Genomic DNA, 16,455 nt, shown 5'->3' on the forward strand with positions numbered 1-16,455 from the left:
GGGGATTCGGCCGGGTGGCCGCAGGCGCAGGAGTGTACTCCCCTGCGCCCCGGCTGTCGTGCGCTGCGCTGCCTCAGCTGCCGACGGCGGCGCAGGCTTCCAGGATCAGCGCGGTCACCTCGGCCGGCTTCGACGCCAGCGACGCATGGCTGGCATCCAGTTCCAGCAACCGCTTCGGCTGCATCCGTGCGGCCATGGCCTGCTGGTTCTCCGGCGCGATCATGCGGTCGTGGCGCGACAGCTGATACCAGCTCGGCCTGTGCTTCCACGCCGGGTCGCTGACGGCATCGCCGAAGGTGCTGGCCAGCGGCGCCTTCTGGGTGACCGCCATGACCCGGCCTTCGTCCTCGCTCAGGTCCTGGCAGAAACTCTCGTGGAACTTGTCCGCGCGCAGCCACAGGTAGCCATCGCTGTCCGGTGCCAGGTTCGGCGCCGCTTCCGGCAGATGCTGCTGGGTGATGCCGCCCGGGCTCTCGCCGGCATCCGGTGCGAAGGCGGCAATGTAGACCAGCCCCTTCACGTTGGCCTCGTTACCGGCCTGGCTGATCACCGCACCACCGTAGGAATGGCCGACCAGCAGCACCGGCCCTTCAATCTGGCGGATCATTTTCTGGGTGCGCCCGGCGTCGTCGGCCAGCGAGGTGAGCGGCAGTTCCACCGCCTGCACGCGGTCATGGCCATTGCGATGCAGTTCCAGAATCACCTTGGCCCAGTGTGCGGCCCCGCCCCAGAATCCGTGGACGAGGAGGATGGTCGGTGTCGTGCTCATGTACAGATCTCCGGCAGCGGGCGGCGGAATGCCGACCGTGCCGCCACTGTCCCCGTGTGGCGTTAACCACTGGTGACGCGATGCAATCGTATGCGTCGTCCGATGTCATCCATGGCACTTGCCGATCTCGACTGAAAACGTTTCCATGACTGCATTCCCTGGAGATCTCCATCACGCATGACGCCCTCATCCCCCCGCGCCCAGCAGCACGCAACCCGCGCCGCCTTCTTCATCCCCGGATTCGCCACTGCCGCCTGGGCGCCGATGGTGCCCTACGCCAAGACCAAGGCCGGGCTGTCCGATGCCAGCCTCGGCGCGGTGCTGCTGTGCCTCGGCCTGGGCTCGCTGCTGGCGATGCCGCTGGCGGGTGCGCTGACCGGTCGGCTGGGGTGCCGGCGGGTGATGGTGATCACCTGCGCGATGATGCTGGGCGCCCTGCCCTTGCTGGTGCTGGCACCGTCACCGCTGGCGCTGGGCGCGGCCCTGTTCGTATTCGGCGCCGGCGTGGGCGCACTGGACTGCGCGATGAACATGCAGGCGGTGGCGGTCGAGCGCGATGCTGGGCGGCCGATGATGTCCGGTTTCCATGCGTTCTACAGCATCGGCGGCTTCGTCGGTGCGGGCTGCATGACCGGCCTGCTGGTGCTTGGAACGCCATTGTGGATGGCTGCCTTGGCCTCGGTGACGGCCCTGCTGCTGGTGGCGGTGCTCGCGGCGCCACACTGGCGCCCGCAACGGATCCTGCATGAGGGGCCACTGCTGGCGCTGCCACATGGCGTGGTGCTGTTCATCGGCGTGCTGGCCTTCGTGGTGTTCCTCGGCGAAGGCTCGATGCTGGATTGGAGCGCGGTGTTCCTGGCCGAGGTACGGCAGGTGCCGCGCGACCAGGCCGGCGCAGGCTTCGCGGTGTTCACCCTGGCGATGACCGCGATGCGCCTGTTCGGCGATGGCATCGTCGAGCGCCTCGGCCGCACCCGCACGATCGTCATCGGTGGCATCACCGCGGCGGCCGGTTTTGGCCTGGCCACGCTGGTGCCATCGTTCCCGATGGCCTTGGCGGGCTACGTGCTGGTCGGGTTGGGCTGCGCCAATATCGTGCCGGCGCTGTTCTCGATGGCCGGCCAGCAGCGGGTGATGCCCGAGAGCATCGCGATCACCGCGGTCACCACGTTGGGCTACGCCGGCATCCTCGCCGGCCCGGCCGCGATTGGCGCACTGGCACATGCCACGAGCCTCGGCTTCGCCTTCCTGTGCGTGGCCGCACTGCTGCTCGGCGTGGCCGCGTCCGCCCGCTCACTGGCACGCCGCCTGCCCTGACAGAAAAAGGGGACGGAGGGGATTAAGTCGTTTCTGCCGCGTGTGTGCGGGAAACGACTTAATTCCCTCCGTCCCCTTTTTTCAGCGGTGGGCCAGCCATTCGGCCTGGGCCGGCAGCTGTGGTGCCGGGCAGGCGCTCTTCGGGTGGTGTTCGTCGCGCGCCATCCAGTCGTCGACCACGCCGGCCAGCAGGTCCAGCCGCAGCGGCAGGGTGATGTGGTCTTCGCCACGCATCTCGATGTAGTGCGCGCGCGGATTGGCCTGCGCCAGCTCGCGGCCCTGGCTGACCGGGATGTGCTGGTCGCCCTGCCCGTGCAGCAGCAGCACGCAGGCGCGGGTATCGGCCAGCGCACGCGCCACGTCCACGCGGTCCAGATCGACGTCGATGCGGCGGCTGGCGGCGGCGATCACCTGGTTGATGTCCTGGCCGCCATAGCGCCAGCGCGCGTAGGAGGCCACCGCCTGCGCCTTCAATCCTTCCGGCTGCAGGCCCATCAGGTGCGGGATCATCGTGCGGATGGCCACGCCGGCATTGGCGAACGACTCCATCGCCACCACGCCGGCCACCTGGTCGCCCAGCTTGTCGGCGGTGAACACCGCCGTGGCGGCGCCATAGGACACACCGAACAGATACAGCGGACCCGTTACTTCACCACGCGCGCGCAGCTCGCCGATCACATCGACCACGTCGTCCGATTCATAGGTGCCATAGCCGGACGGGCCGGCGCCGGACTGGCCATGGTTGCGCAGGTCCAGGGTCACCACGCGGTAGCCGGATTCGGCCAGCTGCAGCGACCACGGCAGCATCGAATCACCGTTCATCATCCAGCCGTGCAGCAGCACCACGGTGCCGCGCGGCGCCTGTGCGCGGAACGGCTGCGGCACGGCCAGGCTCAGGCCGGTATCCAGCGGCAGGCCGTTCTCGTGACGCTGCGGCAGATAGCGATAACGCGCACCGTAGTCGCCCGGATCGAACACGCGCCAGAAGATCGGCACGCCGTCGCGACCCGGTGCGAAGCCGTGGCGGTTGGGCAGTTCAGCGATGGCCGCGGCGATGCGCGGGCGATCAAGCAGCGTCGACACGCCACCCGGCGCGATCAACCGATCGGCGAGCGAGGTGGATGAGGCATTGATCGAAGAGGAGCATGCGGCCAGCCACAGGCCGGCGCACGCCAGCAGCAACAGCAGCAAGCGCTTCATGGGCAATCAGGGGAAAGGTGCGACAGCGTGGCAGGTTAGCGACGCGGGCACGGGCCATCTATCGCAGCCGGATGACGGCTTGATGACAGCGCAGGAACGATTCAGCTTGGTGCACAGGCTGTATCCATTCAGGCATTGATCCGGATCAATGAACGCGCGCGCAGCAATGCCCACAGTGCCGCCATGCGCACCTCGCTCAAGCTCGCCCTTGCCCTGGCCGCCACCGTGGCCGCCGCCTACGGCATCGCCCGCACCACGCCCTACTGGTTCGCGCCACGGCAGACGGCGCAGGTCGACATCCACGATCCGGCGCTCATCGCGCAAGGCCAGTACCTGTCGCGCACCGCCGACTGCGCGGCCTGCCATACCGCACCGGGTGGCAAGCCGTTCGCCGGTGGCCTCGGCATGCAGACGCCGATGGGCACGCTCTACTCGACCAACATCACGCCCGATCCCGAAACCGGCATCGGCGGTTACGACTACGCCGATTTCGAGCGCGCCGTACGCCGCGGCATCCGCCATGACGGCCAACCGCTGTACCCGGCGATGCCGTATGCCTCCTACGTGATCGCCAGCGATGCCGAGATCAGAGCGCTGTACGCCTACTTCATGGGTTCGGTGCAGCCGGTGAAACAGCGCAACGCTGACAGCACGATTCCCTGGCCGGCCAACACGCGCTGGCCGCTGGCATGGTGGCAGCTGCTGTTCGCACGCCCGCGCAGCTTCAGCCCGGATCCCTCGCTGGACGCCGGCCAGCAGCGTGGTGCCGAACTGGTGGAAGGCCTGGCTCACTGCGGTGCCTGCCACACACCGCGTGGCCTGGCCTTCCAGGAAAAGGCGATGGCCGACGATGGCAGCCGCCAGTTCCTGTCCGGTTCGGTGCTGGAAGGCTGGTATGCGAAGAACCTGCGCAATGAATCGACCGGGTTGGCCAGTTGGAGCGAACGCGAGATCGTCGACTTCCTGCGCACCGGCCGCACCGATCGCTCGGCGGCCTTCGGCGGCATGGCCGATGTGGTCGAGCACAGCACGCAGTACCTGTCCGACGCCGACCTGCTGGCGATGGCGCGCTATCTGAAACAGCTGCCCGCGCGCGGAGGACGCAGCGCGCAGTGGTCGCCCGCAGCCGACACCACCACCGCAGCGCTGCGCAACGGTGACTACCGCGTGGCCGGTGCGCTGGCCTATGCCGAGCACTGCCAGGCCTGCCATCGTGCCGATGGCCGCGGCATGCCGCGCGTCTATCCGGCATTGGCCGGCAACTCGATCGTGTTCGCCGATGATCCCAGTTCGCTGGTGCAGGTGACCCTGATCGGCGGCCATACGCCGCATACGCCGCATGACCGCATGGCCTTCACCATGCCCGGCTTCGAGCAGCTGCCGAACGCGCAGCTGGCGCAGATCCTGACCTTCATCCGCAGCAGCTGGGGCAACCAGGCCAGCGCGGTGAGCGAGGTCGACGTGGCGCGGATGCGCCGGGTGGTGCGCGACAAACCGCTGCACTACGTTCCGCAGGAGGCCGCACGATGAAGCGTTCGCGCAGACGTTCCCGCAGATTGCTCGGCGCTGCGATGGCCGCCGCGCTGCTGGCCATCGCCGGCACCCTCGCCCATCGCCATCTGTACCCGGATCTGGATGCCGCTGCGGCCAGTACGCTCGATATCCTCGATGCACGCGGCACGGTGATCGGGCACTACCAACCGCCCAGCGCCCAAGAAATCAGCGCGCTGGGCAACGCCGAATCGGTGATGCTCGGCCGCCGCCTGCTCAATGAAACCGCACGCCTGCTGCCGGACAACGTCGGCAACGATCTGAACTGCAACTCGTGCCACATGGCCGAGGGCAAACGGCCGTTCGGCAACCACTACTTCAACACCGGTGGCGGTGCCTATCCGCGCTACATGCCGCGTCCGGGCAAGGTGATCGGACTGGCCGAGCGCATCAACGGCTGCCTGCAGCGTTCGATGAACGGCAAGCCGCTGCCGAAGGATTCGCCGCAGATGCGCGCGATGCTCGACTACATGGCGTGGTTGAGCAGCCCTGTGCCAGACGGTGCAAAGGTGGCCGCCCCCAGCGAAGGACCCATCGACAACACGCTGACCCCGGACCCGATCCGCGGCCAGGCGCTGTACGCGGTGCAGTGCGCAGCGTGCCACGGCGACAGCGGCGAAGGACGCCGCGACGCCAGCGGTGACATCGCCTTCCCACCGCTGTGGGGCGACCACAGCTTCAACATCGGCGCTGGCATGGCGCGCCTGTACAAGGCCGCCGGCTTCATCAAGCACAACATGCCGCCGGCAGTGACCCGCGAGCCACCGCTGGGACAACAGGTGATGCCCGACCAGGACGCGGTGGACATCGCCAGCTACTTCATCAACCAGCCGCGCCCGGACTTCGCCAACAAGGACAAGGACTGGCCGCGCGATCCGAAACCCAGGGACGCGCGCTACTGAAGAACGCCACAGGCCGTCGCCGCCGTCACACAACACGATTCCTGCATCTTCACGTCATGCCGATGTCATTGGCGCTGCCGACACTCCGGGGCTTCCCTCTGCTGAAGGTCCGGTTTCGATGCGAACGATTGCGCGCTTTCCCCGTGTCTCGCTGCTTGCCCTGCTGATCGCCCCTGCACTGGACGCCCTGGCCGAGGCACCGCAGGGCGAGGCGGCCGAAGCGCGCAGCGGCGATGCCCGTACCCTGGACCAGGTGCAGGTGATCGGCCAGGCCACCAGCTACGCCAAGACCTCGGTACGCGCGGAAACCCTGAACCGGCAGACGGTGATGAGCAGCGTCAACGATGCACTCAACGAGGTGCCAGGGGTGGTGGTCAGCGAGGCCGATGCCACCGGTTCGTCGGTATGGGGCACCCAGATCAGCATGCGCGGCTTCGTCACCAACCGCGACACGCAGCAGATCGGCACCACCATCGATGGCCTGCCCAACGGCGGTTCGGGCTACGGCGGCGGCTCGCTGGCCAACCGCTACATCGACACCCTGGACCTGGAAACGGTGGAAGTCAGCCAGGGTACGGCAGATATTTCCTCGCGTTCGAACGAGGCGCTGGGCGGCACGCTGAACTTCCTCACCAGCGATCCACTGCAGGACAGCCGGCTGCGTTTCGTGGTCGGCGCCGGTGACAACGATGCACGCAAGTACTACGTGCGCTACGACACCGGCCTGCTCGGGGGCCATACCCGCGCCTGGGTCAGCGCCTCCTCGTCGAAGGTGCACGACTGGATCGATGGCACCGGCCACGCCAGCAACGATCACATCGCCGGCAAGTTCATCACCGAACTCGACCGCTGGACACTGACCGGCTACCTCTCCTACAACGATGCCGACGAGCCGGAATACACCAGCGTTTCGCCGAAGGGGTTTGCCACCAACCCGGAGCGCGACAACCTGGTCGGCACCCTGACCGGCATCCCGTACCTGGACCAGAACTACCGTTCCGGTTCGCGCGCCCTGCGCGAAAACACCTTCGGCTACCTGCGCGCAGCCTTTGACGGCGGCAATGGTTTCAAGGCCTCGATGGCCGCCTATGGGCATCGCATGCAGGGCCGGGGCGACTGGCTGCCGCCGTACCTGGCGCAGGTCAGCGACGATGGCGCCGGCCGCCCCGAAGCGGAGTACATCGGTGGCAAGACGGTGTACGGCGGCAGCAACCGCGGCCAGATCTTCTTCGTCAATCCCGATGGCAGCGCCGCGCAGCGCCTGGCCAGCTGCACGCCACGGCTGGGCTTCACTGCCGAGTACGACCCGAACTGCTACGCCGGCAACGTGCTGGGCGCGCAGTCGTATCGCCACACGCACTACGACAACGACCGCATGGGCATGACCGCCGACGTCGAGTGGCGGCAGACCTTCGGCGCGGTCGACAACACGATCCGTGGCGGCCTGTGGGTGGAGAAGCTGGACCGTTCGGCGCGCCGCGACTGGCACCGCCTGCTCGCTGTCGGCCAGAGCATCGACTTCGACCACCAGCCGTACTGGGTGCAGTTCGAGGACAAGTACAAGGTTGACGAGCAGATGTACTACGTCGAGGACGTGGCGCGCTTCGGCCCGTTCAGCGCGCGCGTGGGCGTGAAGCAGTTCTTCGTCGACCAGTCGCGCCGCCGCGTGATCGGTGCCAGCGAGCACGTCACCTCCGATTCCAAGTCCGATCCGCTGCTGTCGACCGGCTTTACCTGGGCGCCTGGCGTGGAGGGCATGGAGCTGTTCGCCGGCTTCTCGCAGAACTTCGCCGCGATTCCGTCCGGCGTGCTTGGTGAAACCGACCCGCAGCGCTTCCGCAACGTCGAGCCGGAGACCGCCGACAACATCGAAGTGGGCATGCGCATCAGCCGCTGGCCGCTGACCGCCTCGGTCACGCTGTACAACATCAAGTTCGACAACCGCATCGTCTACCTGCCGGCCGGCTTCGTCAGCGGCATCGATTACCTGGGCGAGACCGACGGCGTCTACGAGAACTTCGGTGGCGTGGAAAGCAACGGCCTGGAAGCAGCGTTCGGCTATGGTTGGGACAACGGCTGGCGGATCAATGCCGCCTACACCTACAACCGTTCCAAGTACCTGGGCAGCGGCAACGTCGCCCGCGATGCCCAGCTGGGCATCGTCGACGGCGCCAAGGTGATCGGCCAGCCGGAGAACACCCTGGTGCTGTCGGCCGACTGGCAGGGCGCCAACTGGAACTTCGGTCTGTCCGGCCATTACCTGGGCACGCGCTATCTGGACGCCGCCAACGTCAACAAACTGCCCTCGGCCACGGTGTTCAACGCCAACATCGGCTTCGATCTGCAGGGCCTGTCGCCGCGCCTGAAGGGCATGGGCGCCAACCTGGTGGTGAGCAACCTCACCGATAAGCGGTATCTTGCGGGGGTGGACGGCCGCGACAACGCCTTCATCGGCGCCCCGCGCACCGTCGGCATCTCCTTCCGTGTGGACCTGTGAGTGAGCCCGTGACCGATATCGGCCGACGCCGGTTGTTGCAGGCCGGCGTTGCCGCCGGCCTTTCCCCACTGCTGCCCAGCATCGCCCGGGCCGCAGCGATCGCCCCCGCCGCGCAGACGCGCAGCCTGGAAGACCTGCAGCACATTGTGGTGTTCATGCAGGAGAACCGTTCGTTCGACCACTACTTCGGCACGCTGCCGGGGGTGCGCGGTTTCGGCGACCGTTTCGTCGCCCCGGCCGCCGCGCTGGAAGCCGGTGGGCGCATGCGCAGCCTGTGGCTGCAGCCCGATGCCAGCGGCAAGCGGGCGATCGCGCCCTTCCCGCTCGATACCGCCGCGCACTTCGGCTACATGCGCGTGGAAGGCACGCCGCATACCTGGCCCGATGCGCAGCGCGCCTGGGACCACGGCCGCATGGGGCAATGGCCGAAGGCCAAGCAGAACCACTCGATGGGCTACTTCCAGCGCAGTGACCTGCCGTTCCAGTTCGCGCTGGCCGATGCGTTCACGATCTGCGATGCCTACCATTGCGCGATGCAGGCCGGCACCAACCCGAACCGGGTGTTCCTGTGGACCGGTCACAACGATGCACAGGCCCGCGCCGGTGGCCCGGTGATCGCCAACTCGCATGACAACTTCCCCGAACACGGCGGGCATCCGGCGTCGTACCGCTGGACCAGCCATGTCGAGCGCCTGCAGAAAGCCGGCGTGTCCTGGCAGATCTACCAGGACATGGCCGACAACTTCACCGACAACCCGCTGGCCGGCTTCGAGGCGTTCCGTCGCGCCTACAGCGCTGCACCCGGGCATGACCCGCAGCTGCGCGCGCGCGGGGTCAGCACCCGTGGGCTGACGCAACTGCGCCAGGACGTGCTCGACGGGCGCCTGCCGCAGGTCAGTTTCATCATCGCTGATGCTGCCGGCAGCGAACACCCCGGCCCCTCCAGCCCGGCCCAGGGCGCGGCCTATACCGCACGCGTGCTGGACGCGCTGACTGCCGATCCGGAGGTGTGGAGCCGCACCGCCCTGCTGCTGATGTTCGACGAGAACGACGGCTTCTTCGACCATATGCCGCCACCGGCCCCTCCCTCAGCAATGAACGGTGGCTGGGCGGGTGCGTCGTCGGTCAGCACCGAGGGCGAGTACCACCGCCACCCGGCACCGGGCGACGAAAAATACGATGCCGCCGAACTGCGCGGACGCCCCTACGGGCTGGGCCCGCGCGTGCCGCTGTATGTGATCTCGCCGTGGAGCCGGGGGGGCTGGGTCGATTCCCAGGTGTACGACCACACCTCGGTGATACGACTGATCGAACGCCGCTTCGGTGTGGCTGCCCCGGACATTTCGCCGTGGCGCCGCGCGGTCTGTGGTGATCTGACCGGCGCGTTCGACTTCGCCCAGCGCGACACCCGCCCGTTCGTGCGCGGCCTGCCCGACGTGAGCGCGGTGGCTGCCCGTGCCGCCGCCCTGCCTGGGCGCACCGTGCCAACGTTGCCGGAAGGACTGAAACCGGCGAAGCAGGAAAGCGGTGTGCGACCGGCGCGGGCGCTGCCCTACCGGCCACAGGCATCGATTGCGTCGCTCGACGCCTCAGGCCTGGATCTGTCCTTGTCCTGCGAAGGCGCAGCGGCGGTGCTGCATGTCTACGACCGGCTGCGTCCTGATGCGATACCCCGCCGCTACACACTCGTGCCGGGCACCCCGCTGCGGGAGCGTTGGCCGCTTGATGCGCAGGGTCGCTACGATCTGTGGCTGCTGGGCCCGAACGGATTCCACCGGCATTTCCAGGGTGCGGCCAAGGGCCCGACCGTACAGGCGGTACTCGACCGCGCCGATGGCCAGTTGCGCCTGCACCTGCGCAACCTGGGGAACGCTGCGCAGCCGCTGCGCGTGCAGGCCGGCGCCTACGCCGGGCATATGCCCGAGCAGACGCTGACATTGCCCGCCCGTGCGGAAACCACGCTGGCATGGGATGCAGCGCCCACGGCGGGGTGGTATGACCTGAGCATCGGCGCGGGCCAGAGCCAGTTGCGCCTGGCCGGGCGCGCCGAAGATGGACGCCCGGGAACCAGCGACCCGGCGATGGGCAGCGAGCCGCTACGCTTCGAGCACGATTGAGCAATCATGCCTTTGCGGCGTCGGGCACGACGAGGCGGCCGCGCCCTTGTAGAGTCGAGCGTTGCTCGACTGCTTGTTCCGGCCAATGATCGAAAAGCAGTCAAGCATCGCTCGACTCTACAAAAGCGCAGCAACACTGGATTGGCGCAGACCCAAGCCGCGCCCGTCTACCTGCAATCCAGTCACGCACCTACGCTTGTCTCCTCGGTGGTCACCCAGGCAGCGGTCCCACCGGCGCCCTCTGGAGACCGTCATGAACCAAACCCACACTCCCTTCGATACCGATCCGCTGGAAACGCGCGAGTGGCGTGAATCGCTGGAGGCGGTGCTGCAGTCCGGTGGCCGGCCGCGTGCGCACTACCTGATCGACCAGCTGAGCGAGCTCGACGCACAACAGCATGGCGACCTGCACACCCGGGCCTGGACCGCCTACATCAATACCGTTCCGCCCGAACGGCAGCCGGCCTACCCCGGTGACCTTGCCATCGAGCGCCGCCTGAACGCGATGATCCGCTGGAACGCGATGGTGATGGTGCTGCGTGCCGGCAAGCATTCCAACGTCGGCGGCCACATCGCCACCTACCAGTCGGCGGCGGTGCTGTACGACGTCGGCTTCGATCACTTCTTCCGTGGCCGCACCGACACCTTCGACGGCGACATGATCTACATCCAGGGCCACTCCGCGCCGGGCATCTATGGCCGCGCCTACGTGGAGGGCCGCATCGACCCGGCACGGATGGACAACTTCCGCCGCGAAGCCGGTCGTGAGGGCCTGTCCTCGTATCCACACCCGCGCCTGATGCCGGAATTCTGGCAGTTCCCCACGGTATCGATGGGCCTTGGCCCGCTGACCGCCGCTTACCAGGCGCGCTACATGCGCTACCTGGAATACCGCGACCTGAAAGAACACCAGGGCCGCAAGGTCTGGGCCTTCCTTGGCGATGGCGAGATGGACCAGCCCGAATCACTGGCGGCGATCTCGCTGGCCGGCCGCGAGCGGCTGGACAACCTGGTGTTCGTGGTCAACTGCAATCTGCAGCGCCTGGATGGTCCGGTACGGGGCAACGCCAAGGTGATCCAGGAACTGGAGGGCACCTTCCGCGCCGCTGGCTGGAACGTGATCAAGGTGATCTGGGGCAGTGGCTGGGACGAACTTCTGGCACGCGATCACAGCGGCCTGCTGCGCCAGCGCATGATGGAATGCGTGGACGGCGACTACCAGACGTTCAAGTCGCAGAGCGGTGCCTATGTACGCGAGCATTTCTTCGGCCGCTACCCCGAACTGCTGGAGCTGGTCGCGCACATCAGCGACGACGAGATCTGGGCGCTGGCGCGTGGTGGCCATGATCCGCAGAAGGTGTTCGCCGCCTACCAGCAGGCGGTGAATACCAGCGGCCGGCCGAGCGTGATCCTGGCCAAGACGGTCAAGGGCTTCGGCATGGGCGAAGCCGGCGAAGGCCAGAACATCAACCATCAGCTGAAGAAGATGAGCGCCGATGCGGTCCGTGCCTTCCGCGATCGGTTCAACCTGCCGGTCAGCGACGAGCAGCTGGAGGAAATGCCCTACCTGCGCCCCGAACCCGGCAGTGCCGAAGCGATCTACTTCGCCGAGCGCCGCCGCCTCCAGGGTGGCCAGCTGCCGGCGCGGCTGGCGAAGGTCGATCCGCTGCCGCTGCCCCCACTGTCGATCTTCAACAGCCAGCTGCAGGGCAGCGGTGAGCGCGGCCAGTCCACCACCATGGGCTTCGTGCGCATCCTCACCCGCCTGCTGAAGGACCCGGAGCTGGGCAAGTGGGTGATTCCGATCGTGCCCGATGAATCACGCACCTTCGGCATGGAAGGCCTGTTCCGCCAGATCGGCATCCATTCCTACCTGGGCCAGCTGTACACCCCGCAGGATGCGGGCCAGTTGAGCTACTACAAGGAAGCCAAGGATGGCCAGATCCTGCAGGAAGGCATCAACGAATCCGGCGCGATCTGTTCGTGGATCGCTGCCGGCACCGCGTACAGCAACCACGGCCTGGCCACGATTCCGTTCTACATCTTCTATTCGATGTTCGGCCTGCAGCGGGTCGGCGACCTGGCCTGGGCCGCCGCCGATGCGCGCACCCGCGGTTTCCTGCTCGGTGCCACCTCCGGTCGCACCACGCTGATGGGCGAAGGCCTGCAGCACGACGATGGCCACAGCCACGTACTGTCCTCGGTGATTCCCAGCTGTGTGTCCTACGACCCGACCTACAACTACGAGCTGGCGGTGATCATCCACGACGGCCTGCGCCGGATGTATGTCGAGCAGGAAGACATCTACTACTACATCACCGTGCTCAACGAGAACTACCCGCAACCGGCATTGCCCGAGGGCGCCGAGGCCGGCATCCTCAAGGGCCTGTACCTGCTGCACGCCGCCGCGGCCGGGACCGCCTCACAGCCTCGCGTGCAGCTGATGGGCAGCGGCGCGATCCTGCGCGAAGTGGAAGCGGCGGCCGAGCTGCTACGGCAGGATTTCGGCATTGCCAGCGAGGTGTGGAGCGCGACCAGCCTGACCGAACTGCGCCGCGATGGCCTGGCCACCGAGCGCTGGAACCTGCTGCATCCGGCCGAAGACCCACGCCTGCCCTACGTGCAGCGGTGCCTGCAGAACCATGACGGCCCCGTGGTGGTGGCCACCGACTACATGAAGATCGTCGGCGATCAGATCCGTCCCTTCATCAACGATCGCCGTTTCATCGCGCTCGGCACCGATGGCTTCGGTCGCTCCGATACGCGTGAATCGCTGCGTACCTTCTTCGAAGTAGACCGGCATTTCATCGTGCTGGCCGCGCTGAAGGCGCTGGCCGACGAAGGCCGCATCGAACGCGCGCGCATGCAGGAAGCGATCGACCGCTACGGCATCGATGCCGGCAAGCCCGATCCTGCGGCGCCCTGACTCGGTGCATCACGCCTGCGCATCGACGCTGCACAGGCGAGCTGGCTACGGCCCTACGGCATGCGCTTGAACAGATTGGTCTGCAGGATCGGCGTGCCGTCGTGGCCGTAGAACGCCTTGGTCTCGGTCATCGTCGCGTGGTCGGCTGCCACCGTATAGATGCGCGTGGAGGCCGGCGTGCCATGGTCCACCAGCTGCATCACCAGCGTGTTCGGTGCCGGCAGTTTCAGATTCGCCTTGTCTGCGCCATACGTGCCGGACAGGGCCCCCGGCGTGCCATCCAGCGCAAGCGTGCCATCGGACTTCATCGTCTTGCCGTCGTGCAGCACGATATCCACGTGCGAACTCCAGCGGCCGGCGCCGGCGTCCCGGAACTCCAGCAGCACCTGCTTCGGGCGCTGCGCGACGGGCAGCGCCGAGGTGGAGACATCCAGCGACCAGCGACCCAACAGCGGCGAAGGCGCAGCCTCCACCGCCTGCAGCGACGCGGCCGGCAGCGAAAGCGCGGACAGCAACAGCACGGACAACAGCTTCATACGATGCTCCGTTCGAGTGAAGAAGGGCCTGCGCGTGCGTGGCGCTGCGCAGTGACCCGGATCGTGCGCGCTGGCGGGGCGCCAGGCAAGCCGTCCAGATGAACAGGGGCACCCGGCCCGGGCGCTTGCAGCGGTCACTGTGTCACTTGTCGCCACAAATAGTTACGTTATAACATTTCACGCCATTTTCACGGAGCGTGTCATGCGTCGCCACCTGCTTGCTGCAGCCATTCTGTTCGCCGTCCACAGCGCCCATGCTGCGGACGAACCTACCCTCCCTACCCTGCGGGTCGAGGCCACCCAGCCCTCGCGCATCGACAGCCGGGTCACCGTCGACAACCCACAGGCGCAGAACCGTACCCTGGGCAACCTGCTCGAACATGTCTCCGGGGTGCAGAGCAGCGCCTTCGGGCCCAACGCAGGTGCGCCGGTCATCCGCAGCCTCAGCGGCAACCGCGTGCAGATCCTGCAGGACGGCCAGTCCATCCTGGGCATGAATGCGATCAGTGGTGACATCAACATTCCCTTCGATCCGCTGTTCGTGCGCAGTGTCACCGTCAACAAGTCCTCCGATACGGTGCGCCATGGCGGCAACGCGATCGGCGGCAGCGTCGAGATCGACTCCGGCCTGATCTCGCGCACCATGGAAGACAAGGACCAGTCGATGGAGCTGGTCCTGCGCAAAGGCTTCAACGCGGCCGATGCGCAGGGCTTCCGCATGAACTTCAACAACCAGCGCAATCTCTCCACCAACCTGCAGGTCTCGCGCCAGCGCATCTCGCACTACGACATCCCCGGTGACAGCAAGGCCGGCGTCTGCAACACCCGCCTGTTCCCGGCCGCCGGTGGCGTCAACTCCGCTCTGGCTGACAGCTGCCAGAAGGAGGCGCGTGTGCAGCAGATCTACAACAAGGCCTCGCAGCCGTATATCGACCAGTTCATGACCGAGAACCCGGACTGGGCCGACGGCGATTTCTCGTTCTACACCAACAACCCGACCTCGGTCTGGCAGCGCCGCACCTATATCAATCCGGTCAATCCTGCCTACGTCGCCGGCACGCCGTCCTACGTGCAGAAGCAGGTCAACAATGACGTGACGCCCAACTATCACCACCGGCTGGGCAACAGCTACGCGCGCAACTCGCAGGTGGCGCTCGGCTCGACCCTGTTCTTCGACCGTGGCTACGTTGGTGTCAGCATCGATGCCAAGGACAGCGAGTACGGCGTGCCCGGCTTCTCGATGCAGAATCTCTCGTTTGGTTCCAACTACGCCGACGGCCTGCCGGTGGGCGTGGTGATCAAGCAGCAGCGCTACGCACTGGAGGCGCTGTTGCGCGATCCACTGCCGGGGTTCGAACGCGCCGAACTGCGCGTTTCAAGACTGGACAACACCTCGGGCGAACGGCTCGGTGCTTCCAGGGCCAACGACTACGACTTCCAGAGTACCCTGGCCGAACTGCTGCTCAGCCACCAGCGGATCGGGCCGCTCAGTGGTCTGCTGGGTGTGAGCCGTCAGTCGCGCGACGTCACCGGCAGTGGCTCGCTGCGCTACCTGCCCGACGTCAACAGCCGCAGCGATGCGGTGTTCCTGAAGGAAACGCTGGATTTCGGCTGGGCCACCTTCGATGCCGGCGCGCGCCATGAGCGCGTCGACCACGCACTGCAGCCCAGCCGTTTCAAGACCTCGCGCAATGCCGCCAACACGAAACTGCAGGACCGTTCCTACCGGCTCAACAGCTACAGCCTCGGTTCGTATGTCGAGCTGGGTCCGCTGTTCGCGGCGAAGCTGCGCTACTCATCATCGCAACGCGCCCCTGAGATCAACGAGCTGTATGCCAGCAACGCGCACTACTCGGTGATGACCCAGGAAGAAGGCAACCAGAATCTCGAACCGGAGCGTGCGAAGAATCTGGAGCTGACCGGCCTGTTCCACCTGGGTGGATTCGAACTGTCGGCGACCGCCTACCGGATGCGCTACGAGAACTATCTCTACCTCGGCCATTCCGGCGCGCAGATGGCCAACCGCCTGCCGCTGAAGTACTGGAAGCAGACCGACACCACGGTGAAGGGCTTCGAGATCGATGCATCGCAGGCGCTGGACCTCGGACGCTATGGCACGTTGAACATGTCCGCCTTCGCCGACCTGGTGAAGAACCAGGCCGACCGGCCCGATTCACTGCGCGCCCACAATGATGGCCAATACCTGCCGAACATGCCGACCAACCGCTACGGCGCCAACCTGCAATGGCAGCGGCAGGGCTGGAAGGCGCAGCTGTCCAGCACCTACTACGACACCCAGAAGTACCTCGGCCGCAACGTCAGCGAGGAGATTCCGCTGGATGCGTTCAACCTGGTCGATCTGCAGGTCAGCCGCGAACTGCCGGTACGCAACGCCTACATCGCCGGCATGGAAGTGTTCGTCAACGGCAGCAACCTGCTCAACGAGGAAGCGCGCCCGCACAACTCGCCGTTGAAATACATCGCGCCACTGCCGGGGCGCGGATTCCAGGTGGGTGTGACGGTGAAGCTCTGAGCAGAGCCTGATCCGGCCGCCATCCAGCGATCGATGACCGCTGGATGGCACGCCGGGTTCCTGCATCCGCGCAAAGAAAAACGCCTGCAGATCGGGGATCTGCAGGC

General features: G+C 66.6%; 10 protein-coding genes. 7 read left to right on the forward strand and 3 right to left on the reverse strand.

The window, feature by feature from the left end:
* Positions 1-73: 73 nt before the first annotated feature.
* On the reverse strand, positions 74-769 hold the full coding sequence (locus C9412_RS17595) for an alpha/beta hydrolase (RefSeq protein ID WP_107232805.1): 696 nt from the start codon (positions 767-769) through the stop codon (positions 74-76).
* A 177-nt stretch (positions 770-946) separates the two neighbouring features.
* Here C9412_RS17595 and C9412_RS17600 point away from each other — a divergent pair, with 177 nt between their 5' ends.
* Positions 947-2,086 (forward strand): MFS transporter, encoded by a 1,140-nt coding sequence (locus C9412_RS17600; protein WP_107232806.1) that lies wholly within the window; start codon positions 947-949, stop codon positions 2,084-2,086.
* An 81-nt stretch (positions 2,087-2,167) separates the two neighbouring features.
* Here the strand turns inward: C9412_RS17600 and C9412_RS17605 are convergent, their stop codons facing one another.
* A complete protein-coding gene (locus C9412_RS17605; RefSeq protein WP_107232807.1) occupies positions 2,168-3,286 on the reverse strand; it encodes an alpha/beta fold hydrolase in 1,119 nt (372 codons plus the stop codon).
* Between the two features lie 183 nt (positions 3,287-3,469).
* On the opposite strand from C9412_RS17605, the gene C9412_RS17610 reads away from it, so the two are divergent.
* From C9412_RS17610 to aceE, 5 genes are all read left to right on the forward strand, one after another.
* Positions 3,470-4,816, forward strand: a complete 1,347-nt coding sequence (locus C9412_RS17610) for a cytochrome c (protein ID WP_107232822.1) — start codon at positions 3,470-3,472, stop codon at positions 4,814-4,816.
* Entirely contained in the window at positions 4,813-5,739 is a 927-nt protein-coding gene (locus C9412_RS17615; protein ID WP_107232808.1) for a c-type cytochrome, read from the forward strand. The genes C9412_RS17610 and C9412_RS17615 overlap by 4 nt, the downstream gene beginning before the upstream one ends.
* Positions 5,740-5,857: 118 nt before the next feature.
* Positions 5,858-8,236 carry a TonB-dependent receptor gene (locus C9412_RS17620; RefSeq protein WP_107232809.1) on the forward strand — a complete coding sequence of 793 codons (2,379 nt, stop codon included), beginning with the start codon at positions 5,858-5,860 and terminating at the stop codon, positions 8,234-8,236.
* 8 nt (positions 8,237-8,244) lie between these two features.
* Positions 8,245-10,353: a phospholipase C, phosphocholine-specific gene (locus tag C9412_RS17625; RefSeq protein WP_107232810.1), complete on the forward strand. Its 2,109-nt coding sequence runs from the start codon at positions 8,245-8,247 to the stop codon at positions 10,351-10,353.
* Between the two features lie 253 nt (positions 10,354-10,606).
* On the forward strand, positions 10,607-13,279 hold the full coding sequence (gene aceE, locus C9412_RS17630; protein WP_107232811.1) for a pyruvate dehydrogenase (acetyl-transferring), homodimeric type: 2,673 nt from the start codon (positions 10,607-10,609) through the stop codon (positions 13,277-13,279).
* Positions 13,280-13,332: 53 nt separating this feature from the next.
* On the opposite strand, the gene C9412_RS17635 is transcribed toward aceE, so the two are convergent.
* Complete coding sequence (locus C9412_RS17635) at positions 13,333-13,815, reverse strand: LuxR family transcriptional regulator (protein ID WP_107232812.1); 483 nt, start codon at positions 13,813-13,815, stop codon at positions 13,333-13,335.
* 202 nt (positions 13,816-14,017) lie between these two features.
* On the opposite strand from C9412_RS17635, the gene C9412_RS17640 reads away from it, so the two are divergent.
* Complete coding sequence (locus tag C9412_RS17640) at positions 14,018-16,348, forward strand: TonB-dependent receptor (protein WP_107232813.1); 2,331 nt, start codon at positions 14,018-14,020, stop codon at positions 16,346-16,348.
* Positions 16,349-16,455: the final 107 nt, after the last annotated feature.

It is taken from the genome of Stenotrophomonas sp. Nf1 (assembly GCF_003028475.1).
GTDB lineage: Bacteria > Pseudomonadota > Gammaproteobacteria > Xanthomonadales > Xanthomonadaceae > Stenotrophomonas.

What these genes read in the sequence shown, in the direction of transcription:
- aceE (WP_107232811.1), top strand. Translation starts at nt 10,607, where the DNA reads ATGAACCAAACCCACACTCCCTTCGATACCGATCCGCTGGAAACGCGC.
- C9412_RS17635 (WP_107232812.1), bottom strand. Translation starts at nt 13,815, where the DNA reads ATGAAGCTGTTGTCCGTGCTGTTGCTGTCCGCGCTTTCGCTGCCGGCC.
- C9412_RS17640 (WP_107232813.1), top strand. Translation starts at nt 14,018, where the DNA reads ATGCGTCGCCACCTGCTTGCTGCAGCCATTCTGTTCGCCGTCCACAGC.
- C9412_RS17605 (WP_107232807.1), bottom strand. Translation starts at nt 3,286, where the DNA reads ATGAAGCGCTTGCTGCTGTTGCTGCTGGCGTGCGCCGGCCTGTGGCTG.
- C9412_RS17610 (WP_107232822.1), top strand. Translation starts at nt 3,470, where the DNA reads ATGCGCACCTCGCTCAAGCTCGCCCTTGCCCTGGCCGCCACCGTGGCC.
- C9412_RS17615 (WP_107232808.1), top strand. Translation starts at nt 4,813, where the DNA reads ATGAAGCGTTCGCGCAGACGTTCCCGCAGATTGCTCGGCGCTGCGATG.
- C9412_RS17595 (WP_107232805.1), bottom strand. Translation starts at nt 769, where the DNA reads ATGAGCACGACACCGACCATCCTCCTCGTCCACGGATTCTGGGGCGGG.
- C9412_RS17620 (WP_107232809.1), top strand. Translation starts at nt 5,858, where the DNA reads ATGCGAACGATTGCGCGCTTTCCCCGTGTCTCGCTGCTTGCCCTGCTG.
- C9412_RS17600 (WP_107232806.1), top strand. Translation starts at nt 947, where the DNA reads ATGACGCCCTCATCCCCCCGCGCCCAGCAGCACGCAACCCGCGCCGCC.